Source organism: Cohaesibacter celericrescens, from assembly GCF_002866925.1.
Classification (GTDB): domain Bacteria; phylum Pseudomonadota; class Alphaproteobacteria; order Rhizobiales; family Cohaesibacteraceae; genus Cohaesibacter; species Cohaesibacter celericrescens.
Window position 1 is genome coordinate 320,089 of sequence record NZ_PKUQ01000055.1, and the last position, 13,789, is coordinate 333,877.

Annotated in this window: 10 protein-coding genes; 4 read left to right on the forward strand and 6 right to left on the reverse strand. The window is 51.5% G+C overall.

Annotation, left to right across the window (positions count from 1 at the left end):
- Positions 1-91: 91 nt before the first annotated feature.
- From C0081_RS22470 to C0081_RS22480, 3 genes are all read left to right on the forward strand, one after another.
- Positions 92-748, forward strand: coding sequence for a DsbA family protein (locus C0081_RS22470; RefSeq protein ID WP_101535963.1), 657 nt, complete (start codon positions 92-94; stop codon positions 746-748).
- Between the two features lie 189 nt (positions 749-937).
- On the forward strand, positions 938-4,444 hold the full coding sequence (smc, locus tag C0081_RS22475; protein ID WP_101535964.1) for a chromosome segregation protein SMC: 3,507 nt from the start codon (positions 938-940) through the stop codon (positions 4,442-4,444).
- A gap of 167 nt (positions 4,445-4,611) precedes the next feature.
- Complete coding sequence (locus C0081_RS22480; RefSeq protein ID WP_101535965.1) at positions 4,612-5,286, forward strand: glutathione S-transferase; 675 nt, start codon at positions 4,612-4,614, stop codon at positions 5,284-5,286.
- Between the two features lie 28 nt (positions 5,287-5,314).
- Here the strand turns inward: C0081_RS22480 and C0081_RS22485 are convergent, their stop codons facing one another.
- Positions 5,315-5,782 carry an NUDIX hydrolase gene (locus C0081_RS22485; RefSeq protein WP_180967023.1) on the reverse strand — a complete coding sequence of 156 codons (468 nt, stop codon included), beginning with the start codon at positions 5,780-5,782 and terminating at the stop codon, positions 5,315-5,317.
- 22 nt (positions 5,783-5,804) lie between these two features.
- Positions 5,805-6,314 carry a hypothetical protein gene (locus C0081_RS22490; RefSeq protein WP_101535967.1) on the reverse strand — a complete coding sequence of 170 codons (510 nt, stop codon included), beginning with the start codon at positions 6,312-6,314 and terminating at the stop codon, positions 5,805-5,807.
- Positions 6,315-6,485: 171 nt separating this feature from the next.
- Here C0081_RS22490 and C0081_RS22495 point away from each other — a divergent pair, with 171 nt between their 5' ends.
- Positions 6,486-7,334 carry an SOS response-associated peptidase gene (locus C0081_RS22495; protein WP_101535968.1) on the forward strand — a complete coding sequence of 283 codons (849 nt, stop codon included), beginning with the start codon at positions 6,486-6,488 and terminating at the stop codon, positions 7,332-7,334.
- Between the two features lie 167 nt (positions 7,335-7,501).
- Here the strand turns inward: C0081_RS22495 and C0081_RS22500 are convergent, their stop codons facing one another.
- The 4 genes from C0081_RS22500 to ileS form a co-directional block, all read right to left on the reverse strand.
- Entirely contained in the window at positions 7,502-8,596 is a 1,095-nt protein-coding gene (locus C0081_RS22500; protein ID WP_180967024.1) for a porin, read from the reverse strand.
- Between the two features lie 552 nt (positions 8,597-9,148).
- On the reverse strand, positions 9,149-9,904 hold the full coding sequence (locus C0081_RS22505) for a hypothetical protein (RefSeq protein ID WP_101535970.1): 756 nt from the start codon (positions 9,902-9,904) through the stop codon (positions 9,149-9,151).
- A 218-nt stretch (positions 9,905-10,122) separates the two neighbouring features.
- Positions 10,123-10,644 carry a signal peptidase II gene (lspA, locus tag C0081_RS22510; protein ID WP_245418028.1) on the reverse strand — a complete coding sequence of 174 codons (522 nt, stop codon included), beginning with the start codon at positions 10,642-10,644 and terminating at the stop codon, positions 10,123-10,125.
- A gap of 81 nt (positions 10,645-10,725) precedes the next feature.
- The gene (gene ileS, locus C0081_RS22515; RefSeq protein WP_101535972.1) at positions 10,726-13,644 is read right to left on the reverse strand and encodes an isoleucine--tRNA ligase; all 2,919 of its coding nucleotides are present in this window, start codon (positions 13,642-13,644) and stop codon (positions 10,726-10,728) included.
- Positions 13,645-13,789 lie beyond the last annotated feature (145 nt).

Consider the following 13,789-nt stretch of genomic DNA (forward strand, 5'->3'; position numbering starts at 1 on the left):
ATATGAATTGACAGGACTACAGAGGGCGTCTTCGTTATGATGCGCGCACGGGTCCTTCGTGAACCCTATGCAAACTATCAAGGAAAACAACATGGTCCTGACCCGTAGAGAACTATTGTCGACCGGCATGAAGCTGACCGCAGGCATCGCTGCATTTGCTTCCCTGCCACTTCTAAGCGCAGCGCCTGCTTTTGCTGAAAGCGTCGATACTGAGAAATTGATGGAAAAAGGCGCATTGGAAGACATCGCCGTCGGTAGCGAAGATGCTCCCGTGACGATCGTTGAGTATTTTTCTATGACATGTGGCCACTGCGCCAACTTCCACGCCACGACTTTCAAGCATTTGGAAGAAAATTACATTGCCAAGGACAAAGTACGTTTTGTGCTGCGTGAATTCCCGCTTGATCCGTTGGCTGCGGCCGGTGCAATGCTGGCTCGTCGGGCTCCTGGTGGCAAAGCGGAAGAGGTTATTGACCTGCTCTTGTCGACGCAGCGCACATGGGCCTATGCAGAAAATCCGGTCGATGCCTTGCAGACACTCGCCAAACAGGCAGGTTTTACACAGGCAAGCTTCAAGGAAGCCCTTACTGACCAGAAACTGCTGGACGATATTACGGCAGTGCGTGAACGTGGTTCCAACGAATTTGGAATCAATTCAACGCCCTCTTTCTTTGTGAATGGCGAAAAGCATGTCGGAGCTCTGTCGAGTGAGGAATTCGACAAAATTCTGGAACCTCTTCTCAAATAAGACTGGTGAATTCAGTTTTGCCGGTAATTTAAAGGCGTGCCCACAGATGACATCGATCCGTGCGGCACGCTTTTTTTCTTTTCAGACAGCTTCTGTTTTCCCAGTCGATCTTGGTAAACTATCAAAATTGCTTTCGGAGCACCTTGGGTTGAACCTGTTTGCTGCCGATTTGATCCGGGAGGCCGGGTTATGAAATTTACCAAATTGCGGCTGTTGGGGTTCAAGTCCTTCGTTGAACCGATGGAGTTCTTCATCGAGCCCGGCCTGACGGGCGTCGTCGGTCCCAACGGCTGTGGCAAGTCCAATCTTGTTGAAGCCTTGCGATGGGTGATGGGCGAAAACAGCTACAAAAATATGCGTGCGTCTGGCATGGACGACGTCATCTTTGCAGGTTCGAACCAGAGGCCTGCGCGCAACACTGCCGAAGTCACCGTTTACCTCGATAACAGCACGCGCACGGCACCGGCAGGCTTCAATGATGCCGACGCTCTGGAGATCACCCGCCGGATAGAACGCGAAAGCGGTTCCAGTTATCGTATCAACGGCAAGGATGCGCGAGCGCGTGATGTCCAGCTGCTGTTCGCCGACGCGTCGACGGGGTCCCGTTCTCCATCCTTGGTCGGGCAGGGACGGATTGGTGAAATCATCAGTCAAAAACCCACACAACGTCGCGGCCTTTTGGAAGAAGCGGCTGGCATTTCCGGTTTGCACAGCCGTCGTCACGAGGCCGAGCTGCGCTTGCGGGCGACAGAAACCAATCTAGAGCGCCTTGAAGATATCATGGCGCAGATTGCGACCCAGCTCGAAGGCCTCAAACGTCAAGCACGTCAAGCAAGCCGCTATCGCAATCTTTCTTCTGATATTCGTTCAACCGAGGCGACGCTTTATCATTTGCGCTGGAAAGAGATGCTGGATGAAGAAGCGAGTGCAAAGGAAGATCTACACAATGCAGGGTTAAACGTTGCCGAGGCAACCGCCGCCCAGGCTGCCGCCGCGCGTGAGGAAGCCGTGGCCAATCACGCATTGCCGGAACTTCGCGACAATCAAGCGGCTAAGGCGGCCGCGCTGCAACGCCTGAGTTTAGCGGCACGTGAGCTGGACAGCGAAGAAACGCGGGTCAAAGAAAAGCTCGCAGATCTGTCCCGACGCATTGAGCAATTAAAGGCAGATCAGGCGCGCGAGCGGCAGTTGGTGTCGGAGAATGCGCAACTGCTCAAAGCGCTCGACGATGAAAAGATACAGTTGACCACCGAACACGAGGCGACAGAAGCGACGCAAGCCATCGCCAATGCAGCATTGTCCACCGCTGAAGCCGAGTTAAATGAAGCCGAGAGTCTTGCCAACAATCTGATGGCCCAATTGGCCGAGGCGGAAGGCACTGCGCGTCAGTTAAAGCAAGCGACAGATACGGCACGGGGGCGTGTGGCACGTGTCACCAGCCAAACTGGACAAACGCAGCGTGAGTTGGAAAAAGTCGACGAACAATTGACCCGCGATTCTGGATTGGACGACCGCCGTGCCGCGGTCGAAACGGCGAAAGAAGCCCTCGGCGCTTTGGAAACTGCGTCAGAAAATGCCAGCACCACAGTAGCTGATACGCGCGAGGCGGAAGCGGAGGCACGCCGTGCGCGAGCCGATGCGGAAGGCAGTTTCAATCGCCTCGATACAGAAGCCAAAACATTGGCGAAAATTGTCCATGCAAGTCAGGACGAACGCTATCCGCCCATGCTTACTCATCTAAAAGTGGACACAGGCTTTGAGATTGCGTTGGCCGCCGCCTTGGGCGATGATCTTGATGCGCCGCTGGATTCTGCCGCCGCGCGCCATTGGGGGGAGATGAGGCAGCATGAAGATGACCCTAGCTTACCCCATGATTTGCCTAGTCTGGGTGATTATGTGAAGGCACCAGAAAGACTCCAGCGTCGGTTAAATCAAATTGGCATTGTCTCTCCAAGCCTAGGGTTCGGATTGCAAAAACAGCTAAAGACAGGTCAGCGCTTGATCAGCAGGGAAGGCGACTTGTGGCGCTGGGATGGATTGGTGATGCGTGCAGGGGCACCAACGCCAGCGGCCCAAAGACTGGAACAGCGTAACCGGCTGGAACTGCTGCAAGGGCGTTTGGGAGAGGCCCAGAAAAGCCTCAATGCTGCGCGCCAGATTTTTCAGGAAAAGCGAGATGCAGCATCCGATGCCGCACGGCAAGAGCAAAGTGCACGTGCAGGCCTGCGCGATGGCCAAAAGCAGCTCTCTGCCTTGCGTGACAGTTTGGCGCGGGCCGAGCGAGACGCCAATCAACTGTTGGCGCGCAAAGCGACGTTGGAAGCAACCTTGGCAAGACTTTCGGAAGAGGAGCGAGAGGCCAAAGAGGTGCTGGCTGATGCCGAGGCACAACAGAGCGATTTGCCTGATTTCGAGCATTTGCAGCGGGATCGTGACAGCGCTCGTATGGTTCAAAGCGAAAAACGCAGCTTGGTTGCCGAAGCGCGGGCGCATGCGCAGGGCATGAGTCGCGAAGCAGAAATGCGACTTAAGCGCTTGCAATCCATTGAACGGGAGAGGGCCAGTTGGGTCAATCGTGTCCAGAATGCCGATGAGCAAATCGCCACCCTGAACGAGCGGTTGGCCCAGACAGATGAAGAAAGACTTTCCCTTCAAGACATGCCCGACGAGATCACCAACAAACGGCGTGGTCTGTTATCGCAGATTTCAAAATCTGAAGAAGCCCAGAAGGAAGCCAGCGACCGACTGGCCGTTGCCGAACATGCCGCTCTAGAGGCGGGTGTGGCAGCGAAGGTAGCCTTGGAGCGCTTGAGCACCATGCGGGAAGCCCGCATTCGCGCGGAAGAGCGCATAAATGGCATCAAGGGGCGCAAGGAGGAGTTGGAGCGACAAATCGATGAGGCAATGGATTGTGACCCGGCCGCGACCTTTGGCTTATCCGGCCTCAAACAAGGCGCACCTCTGCCTGCTATGGCTTCGGTGGAGGGCAAGTTAGACAGATTGCGCAATGAACGAGAGCGGCTTGGTGGTGTGAATCTGCGGGCCGACGAAGAAGCAACTGAAATCTCCGATCAGCTCACCACAATGGAAACCGAGCGTGATGACCTGATCGAGGCCATCAAAAAACTGCGTACCGGCATTTTCAACCTCAACAAGGAAGCCCGTGCCCGTTTGCTCTCTTCCTTTGAAGTGGTAAACGGACATTTCAAGGCATTGTTTGCCAAATTATTTGGTGGTGGACAAGCGGAGCTTCAATTGACCGATGCAGATGATCCATTGCATGCGGGCCTGGATATTATTGCGCGCCCACCGGGTAAAAAACCGCAAACCATGACCTTATTGTCTGGTGGCGAGCAGGCTCTCACCGCTATGGCTTTGATTTTTGCCGTTTTTCTCACCAACCCAGCACCGATTTGCGTGCTCGACGAAGTAGATGCTCCACTGGACGACGCCAATGTTGAGCGCTTCTGTACGTTGCTGGAAGAGATGCGTGCCCTGACCGAAACACGCTTTGTCACCATCACGCACAATCCGATTACCATGGCTCGAATGGATCGTTTGTTCGGTGTGACGATGGCCGAGCGCGGCATTTCGCAATTGGTGTCAGTCAGCCTAGAGATTGCCGAAGAGCTGATTGCTGACGATGTCGAAAAATCCTCAATTGCGTCAGTTCCCCCTGGCCATCCATTGGTTTAGCCTTGCGCTTTCATTGTAACAGTGAACATTCTAGCTATTGTCACGGTAGAAGATGGGCCAATATTTACGAAAAGGCATCTGCGGGCCTTTTCTTCTGGTGAATTTGATTTTACGCTTCTGACACTCTCATCTTGGCTTTTTCTGTCCTTTTGACTTGAGGAATTCCCATGGTTGCGTTGACGCTGTATATTGCCAACAAAAATTACTCTTCCTGGTCATTTCGGCCATGGCTTGCATTGAAAGCCAAGAACATTCCCTTTACCGAACATTTCTCTCCGTTTGATGAAGCCACTGGGCATGCACATTTTATAGATTTTTCCCCCACCAAAAAGGTGCCGGTATTGAAAATCGAAGAAGCCGGCAAAGACACCGTCACCATCTGCGAAAGCCTTGCTATTCTTGAGGCCGTAGCTGACCTGTATCCAGATGCAAATCTATGGCCTGCAGATCGCACGGACCGTGCTTTGGCGCGCTCTTATGCCGCGGAAATGCATGGTGGTTTTTTTGGCTTGCGCGGTTCTTGCCCTATGAATATGCGCCGCGACATTCGCCCGCTTGATCTTGACCCCTACAGCGCTGCAGCTGTCGTTAAGAATGTCGAGCGAATCGAACAAATCTGGTTTGATTGTTTGGAAAAATCTGGCGGGCCGTTTTTGTTTGGTGCATTTGGCGCGGTGGATGCCATGTATGCGCCGGTCGTGAATAGATTGGAAAAATACGCCCTTACAAACAGCGGCACATTTCGTGCTTATCGCGATGCCGTTAAAGCATTGCCTGCTTGGCAAGAATGGGAAGAAGCGGCGCTTCAGGAGCCTTGGATTGTGGAAGAAGACGAGGCCTGAGGGCTTTCAAGCTTCCAGTCAACAGCTCTCAGCCAATCCTGATGGGGCTTTGCGCATTGGATAGAAGCCGTTGAATTACGTCTTTGGTACCATCTGTAAGGGTGTATTGATCGAGTGTGTCAATCGCCACCCAGCGGGCATCTTTTGCATCATCGCCTGCCGATAATTGCGGCGGGCTCTCGGTCTGGCTTGATAAATCACAGATGAAAACGCCGATTACAAAATGCAGCTCGCATTGATTATCAGAATCGTAGTGCAGGATTTCTACGAGCTCTGACAAACTGTCGGGAATAAAATCCAGCCCTACCTCTTCTCGGACCTCGCGAACGATGGCCTCCTCAAGGTGTTCGCCGGTCTCGACAACTCCGCCCGGCAGGCTCCAGACACCAAGATGCGGCTCTTTACCGCGTTCAATTAAAACAATATGAGCCTGATGCCGGATGAGAGCGCTGACACCCAGAAAAGGGTGATCAGGATAGGAACGCGAAGAGGACAAGATGGATCCTACCTTTGATATTCTAGTCAAAGAGTCTGTCGACTTCATCCTGTGCCGTTGGATGGTCAATAGCAAGCATCCAGTCTGTATCTGATGCGGTATCATTGATTAGAGCACTGGCGCGGTCAATAAGAGGCCGGATCTCAGTAGATGCCATAAAGGCAAGATTTTCGAAAGAGCCACCGGACAAGTCTCCGTCAAGTGAAGAAATCCGTTCTATCAGACCAAATATTTTTTCATCTGCATCATGAATCAAGCTCTCAAAGCGAGATTTCAAAGCATCAGGAATCGATTCGTATAGCGAGATGGCAAGATTTTTTTCTTTGAAAGTCGATTGTTTAAAATAGTCGGCATAGGTCATGGGGCGCCACGAAAAGACGTCATCTGCACATTCGGGCATAGCAGGGAGTATTTCAATGAGCATCAGTACTTCATTGAAATGATTAAGATAATCTGTTGCCAATAATGTGGATGGATTGATATTTGCCGCTAGCAATACCGATGCATCGGGTAGAGATGACGTTTCTGACATGCTTGAACTCGTAACGCATTGTGATGGCTTGTAAGAATAGCTCATGGATCCTAATGTGACTTTAAAGGATTAAGGTTTCTAAAAGCTTGTTGTTAACACGCATAAGTAGGGCTATCAGCACGATGTTCTGCAAGTTGAAACCATCATAGCAATAGAAAGTTGGGTTTAGTTATGAGTGGCCGCATTGTACTAGCCGCTGAAAATGACGACCTTCTGCGCGCGTTTGGCAGCGATGGACAATTGTCTAGTCTGCATCCTATGCCGCCTCGTTACAATATCGCGCCAACACAACCGGTGTTGACCATTGTAAAGGAGCGTGGGGTAAATCTTGTCCGTTTGATGAGATGGGGGTTCCTGCCGGAATGGGTCAAGGATCCCAAGGACTATGCGCTGGTCAATAGTGCTCGTAGCGAAACCGTTGAGGAAAAACCGTCTTTTCGTAATGCGATCCGCCGCCGCCGCTGCGTTATCCCTGTGTCCGGATTCTATGAATGGAGTGGGAGCTGTCCAAATGGTGGTTCCAATCGTGCATACAAGCAACCCTATTATATTGCCAGTGCGGAAGGAAAGATCATGGCGTTGGCTGGCATTTGGGAAACCTGGATGGGGCCGTATGGGGAAGAGGTCGACACCACTGCGATCCTGACTAATAAAGCACAGGGTGCCATGGCGGATATTAGCGGTCGTATGCCTGTTTTGATTGAACCACAGGATCTTGATCTTTGGCTGGATACCAGCTCGGATCTGATGAAAGACGCGCGGCCATTGTTGCGAAGACCTTATTTGAGGCCGCTCAAAATTCATCCTGTTTCCAGCAAGGTCAATAGTGTTGGCAATGACGATGCCTCTCTGATTGAACCTTTGGCGGCAGGGCGTTCTGAACAAGATGCAAGGGCAACGGAGAATGATTTGGTTGAAACGCGTGTCGATCAAGTCCGGCCGTCCACTCAAGACCTGGATCTTAATGCCGATCAGAATGCCGATATATCAGAGACATCCACCCAATTGACGTTGTTATAACCATTTTTCGTTTTCGCAAAGCCCAAGAGACGTTTCAATCGATGGCCTGAAACAGCGTTGAGTGCTGTCCGGTAAAATGGTGGCAAATTTCCATACAAAAAGACCCCGAGAGAATGAACCCTCGGGGCCTCAGAAACTTACGTTTCTCTAATTAAGCGAGGCTTAAATTAGAAAGTACGTTCGATTTCGATTTTAGCAGCAACATCATCCCAGTCTGCGGTAGCAGAAGAAGCATGATAGTCCATTTTCTGGTAGCCGACTTTACCAGTAACGCTAAGGTTTTTCACAGGAACATACTCAAGCATAAGGCTTGTGCCCCAGCCTTTGAAATCACCTGTTGTACCGAAATCGTTTACAGATTTGTAGCCAGCATCAAGAGACAATGTCATGTTGTCAGCAAATGCATAAGCAAGACCAGCAGAAGCAAGCCATTCTTTAGCAAGTGAACCAGCTGCAATACCAGCTGCAAGATTGCTGATACGAGTACCGTAACCACCAGCAAGACCGAATGTCAGGCCTTCAGCAATATTGAAAGTGCCTTCACCGCCGACAGCAAAACCAAAGTCAGTGGAAGTAGCAGAGTTGGTGTAACGAACCTGATGTACTCCAGCACCTACAACCAAAGAACCCCAGCCCTGTGCAACAGACAAGCTAGCAGTAACTGCAGGCATGGAAGTACCAGCACCAGCTTCATTGTTGTTGAACTCTTCAAGAGCGATAGCAGCAGTTACGCCGTTGCCCATGTCAGCTTTATAACCGATTGTGTTCAGATCACCAAAGCCGAAGCCGTAGTCATCGTAACCAAGACCAGCGTTGAAATCGAGCAAAGAATCGGTCAGACCAGCATAGAAACCGCCAAGCATGATGTATGCTTTGTCGATTGCTGCGCCGTTACCGACAGTACCACCAGCAGTTGTTGTATCGGAAGCGTCGTCAAATTCCATGTGAGCAGTCAATGTGCCCAGTTCGGTTTCTTCACGAGCTGTAAAAGAGAAAGTGGTTTCTGTGTAGAAGTTAACCAGATCATCAGCACGATCAAGACCAGCATCGTTACCGAAGCCTTCGCTTGAAACACCAAACAGTACTTTACCGCCGATTTTCAGGCAAGTGTCTGTACCAGGGATGAAGAAGTAACCAGCGCCGTATGCATCACATACTTTTACGTAGTCTACAGGCTCTGCTACTGGCAGATCGGCGGCTTGTGCTGAACCACATGCTACGAGAGCAGCTGCGGAACCAAGGATAAGGCTCTTGATGTTCATGTTTCTGACCTTCATTAATCAAATAAAACGTTTGTTCGCAGTGATTAGTCTAGTCAGACCATTCCTTCACTGCTTGCGACAAGGGAGACAATACGCGTTTCTCACGGAGGATCAATCTCCTGTGTTTGTTGCCCCAACCACTTTGCGCGGACTGTTGCACAAAAAACACAAAACAGGCCTCAAAAGGCACATTTCCGCCAATTCGTTACTGAGGGGTTAATGGAAAACCCCTATATTGAGAGTCCGTAGACGGGTCGAACTGGCCGCAGCGAAGCCGGTGTCAGCAGGGCAAGTGGTCTGAAATCGGTCCATCAAGCCTCTTTTACAGCCGGAATCGCCTACAGCACCAGCATACTCAGTGGGGAATCGGGTGGATTGAGGCGCTCCTACAATCCTGGGGGTGCGATTCTGCTTTCCAATAACGAAAAAACCCGCCCTGGAGTGATGTCCTTTGGGCGGGCTATTATAATGTACGAAGCTGATGCTTGGTTTGAGTGCGCCTGCAGGCCGATTAATCAGTGTGTGACGAAGTCTGCTAAGATCGGCTTGGGACTAGAAAGGCCAAATTTTACTGAACAGGCCTTTTTTCTCTTTATTCTGCTTTTCAGGATCAATCTTGGCCATTTCTCGTTCGATTTCCGGCGTGGTCTCTGTGAAGCGTTCTGGAGGCTGCGTCAAATATTGACGGCCTTTTACGCCTTCGCCATTTTTCAACCGGATGAGCGCTTTGCGCTCTTGGACTTGTTTTTCATATGCAGCCAGTTCCGCCGCCGAAGCTGTCATTGGATCTGGTTCTTTGATCTGGTTGGCAAAGCTTGTGGCGCGAGGATCATTCTTGATAATCTCATCGCGTTGTTCTGGCGGCAAGCGACGGATGGCGGCAAGTAGCTGCTGGCGCTCGGCTTCCGTCATTGTCTCCATGCGCTCATGATAAAGCTTTCGTAATCTGTCTGGATCTTGTGGCCAATTAGCCGCTGCGCTTGATGCGACGCGAGACCCGTCTTCCGGCGCTGGCAATGCTGTGCCTTCCGGAGGAAGCACCAAACCCGCGCGGGCCGAATAATCAATCGGGTCTTTCTGCGTTTTAGGTATAATGCCTAAACCGCTGGTGACATCGTCGAGCAACGCGGCTTCCTGGCTTTCGCCAGTGCCGTACGTCGTGCCGCCAATGCCTGAACAGGCCGAGAGCCCAAGGGTCAAAGGCGCAGCAAGGGCAAAAGCAAAAAGGCCAGATGTGATTCTGGTCTGGCTTTTATCGGCTTGTGCGATTGAAGAGGCAGCTTGGCCAGCAGGCTTTGCATCGATCATGTCAGTTTGCCTTACACTAGTCGGGCATTACTCGGACGATATTTGCGCGAAAAACGCAGGTTGCCCGATACGCAAATGAAACAAATTAAACACCCACAGGTGCGAACAAGCTTAGACATACTGCCTAAAGAGGGTGAAGATCAAGAGTATGTCTGAGATCTCCTGCTTAAAGCCAGCCTGTATAGCACCTAGAGCACGTGGTTTCATTGGAAGATAAATCACTGATTTGCGGCATCATTGCGGCCAGACTTGTCTGCTGTGTCTTTTGAGCCAAAAAAGCTTTCATAGACCAGAAAAGCTGCGCCGACAACAATCCACACATCTGCCAGATTGAAGACATACCAGCTGAATGTGCCCCAATGAAAATGAAACAGGTCAACCACTGCACCGTGCAGGATACGGTCTAGGCCGTTGCCAAGGGCACCACCCAGAATCAGCCCTAGCCCAAGGGCGGTAAGCCGATCAGTTAACCGCCAGAGCCAGACCGAAAGCAAAATAGACGCGACAACGGCCAATCCGATCAGCAGATACCGGCCTAGCTCACTGTCTTGTTGCAACAGGCCATAGGAAATTCCCCGATTCCAAACCAGCACCAGATCAAGAAAAGGTGCAACGCTAACCGGTCCTTCGCGCCGCATCACCGCTTCGATTTCGAAGCCGTAAAGCATGCCGAGCTTTGAGGCCTGATCAACAGCAAAGCTGATAAGGGCTATCAGATATCCCAATGTGCGTGCAGACAAGGAACGCTCCGTGTTTTGATGAAATGAAAAACCGGGCCTCATTGTTAAAAGAGGTCCGGTTTTTTTGTCTTTATAAAAGCCTTAGGCGGCGTCGATTTCGCGGATCGCCGCAGCATCGCGAAGCGACAGGTCCGGATAATCAGGGTCAGTGCCGACTTCAGGAAGAATTTTCCAGCTGCGTTGACATTTGTTGCCTTCAGCCAAAGCAGGGACAACACCAATACCTGCCACATCTTCCAAGACAAACGCACCGGCAGGAGCGTCCCCTGCGATCAATTCAGCCTGAGAAGTAATGGAGATTTCTGCAAGATCAACGTCTTTCATGGCTTCCAGAATCGACTTGTCAGACACATATACCTTAGGAGCGGCTTCCAATGAGGAGCCTATGCGTTTCTCGCGACGTTCGATTTCCAGTGCGCCCGTGACAACACGGCGAACCTGCTTGATCTTTTTCCATTTTGCAGCCAGCTCATCGTCTTGCCAATCGGAGGAAACATCCGGGAATTGGCGGAAATGAACCGAGTCGCTGTCAGATGGGAAGCGTGTGAGCCATGTTTCTTCCATTGTGAATGGCAGGATCGGTGCCAACCATGCTGTCAAATGCATAAACAGCTCATGGATCACATAAAGCGATGCCTTGCGGCGCTCCGAGCTTGGGGCATCACAATAGAGGGTGTCTTTGCGCACATCAAAATAGAAAGCCGATAATTCAATGCCTAGGAAATAGTTGAGCTCATGCATCACGCGTTTGAAATCGAATGCATCATAGGCTTCACGCACCATGATATCCAGCTCATAGATACGATGCAGCATCAGGCGCTCTAGCTCGGGCATCTCAGAGCCTGACACTGCTTCGTCATCATAATGAGCCAATGACCCAAGCATCCAACGAATGCTGTTGCGCATCTTGCGATAGGCATCTGCACTGGTTTTCAGGATTTCCGGTCCGATGCGCTGATCGTCTGTATAGTCGCTGGTTGCTACCCACAATCGCAGGATATCAGCACCATATTGTTTGATGATATCTTGTGGCGCGATGGTGTTGCCCAAGGATTTGGACATCTTGCGACCGTCTTCGGCCATGGTGAAGCCATGGGTCAGAACTGCATTATATGGCGCACGACCACGGGTACCGCAGGATTCCAACAACGAAGAATGGAACCAGCCCCGATGTTGGTCTGATCCTTCCATATAAAGATCGGCAGGCCATTTTAGGTCGTCACGCTGTTCAAGCCAGAAAGCATGGGTCGATCCGGAATCAAACCAGACATCAAGAATGTCGTCGACTTTTTCCCATTCAGCTGCGTCATAATCGGCACCGAGGAAGCGTTCTTTAGCCCCTTCTGCAAACCATGCATCAGCGCCTTCTTCCAGGAAGGTATCAAAAATGCGCTCGTTGACAGATGCGTCCTGCAAGACAACTGTGGGGTCATTTTTCTTGATGAAAATCGTGATCGGTACACCCCATGCGCGCTGACGAGAAATCACCCAGTCAGGGCGGGTCTCGATCATGGTGCGCAAGCGGGTCTGGCCAGAGGCCGGTACAAAGCGGGTTGCGTCGATGGCATCCAACGCGCGTTTGCGCAATGTGTCACCGGCTCCGTCAATGTCGCGATCCATGGCGATGAACCATTGCGGCGTGTTGCGGAAAATCAGAGGAGCCTTGGACCGCCAGCTGTGCGGATAGCTATGCTTGATCTTGCCGCGGGCCAACAGGGCGCCCACTTCAACAAGTTTGTCGATGACCGCGGTGTTGGTGGTGCCTTCGCCGCCCTTGCGATTGAGGATATAGTGCCCTTGGAACAATGGCACATGCGGATAATAGGCTCCGTCTTCGGCGACAGTGTGCGGCACCTCGGTGGTGCCACATTCAGCAAAGCGTTCGCGGTTGGCGACAAAAACCTCAAAGTCATCGGCACCATGACCCGGTGCTGTATGCACAAAGCCGGTACCAGCATCATCAGTCACATGCTCGCCCGCGATCATAGGAACGTCAAATCCCCAATAGTCGCCCGCTTCTTCAATATCAGCAAAAGGATGGGCGCACTCTGCAATCTGGCTCGGGTCAACATCGAACTTACGTTCATAGCTTTCTACACGGGCAGATTTGAAGATGTCTGCCGCCAGAGCGTCTGCAACAATCAGCTTGTCGCCAACTTTGGCCCAATTGTCGTCGGCGGCTTCGGTCACTTCATAAAGACCATAAGAAATGGTCTCGGAATAGCAGATCGCACGGTTGGCGGGGATTGTCCAAGGCGTGGTGGTCCAGATCACGACGTCAGCATTCAGGAGTGCGTCCATCTGGTCGGCCGCAACGGTGCCGTGGATGCCAGTAACCGGGAAACGCACCCAGATCGTGTGGGACGTATGATCCTGATATTCCACTTCAGCTTCTGCCAGAGCCGTTTTTTCGACGATGGACCACATTACCGGCTTGGAGCCCTGGAACAGCTGGCCAGAGGTCGCAAATTTCATCAATTCGCCGGCGATTCGTGCTTCGGCATCATAGGTCATGGTTTTATATGGGTTTACAAAGTCACCCAGCACAGCCAAACGTTTGAATTCTTCTGCCTGAATAGCGATCCACTCGGCAGCAAATTCTCGACATTCATTGCGGAATTCATTGATAGGGACCGCGTCTTTATTCTTGCCCTTTTTGCGATATTTCTCCTCAATCTTCCATTCGATAGGAAGACCGTGACAATCCCAGCCGGGCACATAGTTGGCATCAAAGCCACGCATCTGGAAAGAGCGGGTGATGATATCCTTGATGGTTTTGTTCAGCGCATGGCCAATATGCAGATGGCCGTTGGCATAGGGAGGGCCATCATGCAGAACATATTTCTCACGCCCTTTGGAGCGATCGCGTAATTGGCGATACAGATCCATCTCATCCCAGCGCGCCTGAAATTTTGGCTCATTTTTGGGCAGACCTGCCCGCATAGGGAAGTCGGTCTTGGGCAAATATAGTGTTTTGGAGTAATCGCGTTCTTCGGTCATCAATATTCACTTTCGTGAAGTCTGGTCACTGGCAAGAGCTCCAAGGGAAAGCCAATTCGAGAATGTTTGGCTAAACAGAGCGGTTGCCCAGTGCGGTTCAAATTTCGGTTTATGGGATAGGGCAGGCTGGCACAATGGATGTTTG

Bases quoted from the DNA above. Each gene is read 5' to 3' on its own strand.
- C0081_RS22470 (WP_101535963.1), top strand. From the start codon at position 92: ATGGTCCTGACCCGTAGAGAACTATTGTCGACCGGCATGAAGCTGACC.
- smc (WP_101535964.1), top strand. From the start codon at position 938: ATGAAATTTACCAAATTGCGGCTGTTGGGGTTCAAGTCCTTCGTTGAA.
- C0081_RS22480 (WP_101535965.1), top strand. From the start codon at position 4,612: ATGGTTGCGTTGACGCTGTATATTGCCAACAAAAATTACTCTTCCTGG.
- C0081_RS22490 (WP_101535967.1), bottom strand. From the start codon at position 6,314: ATGTCAGAAACGTCATCTCTACCCGATGCATCGGTATTGCTAGCGGCA.
- C0081_RS22495 (WP_101535968.1), top strand. From the start codon at position 6,486: ATGAGTGGCCGCATTGTACTAGCCGCTGAAAATGACGACCTTCTGCGC.
- C0081_RS22500 (WP_180967024.1), bottom strand. From the start codon at position 8,596: ATGAACATCAAGAGCCTTATCCTTGGTTCCGCAGCTGCTCTCGTAGCA.
- C0081_RS22505 (WP_101535970.1), bottom strand. From the start codon at position 9,904: ATGATCGATGCAAAGCCTGCTGGCCAAGCTGCCTCTTCAATCGCACAA.
- ileS (WP_101535972.1), bottom strand. From the start codon at position 13,644: ATGACCGAAGAACGCGATTACTCCAAAACACTATATTTGCCCAAGACC.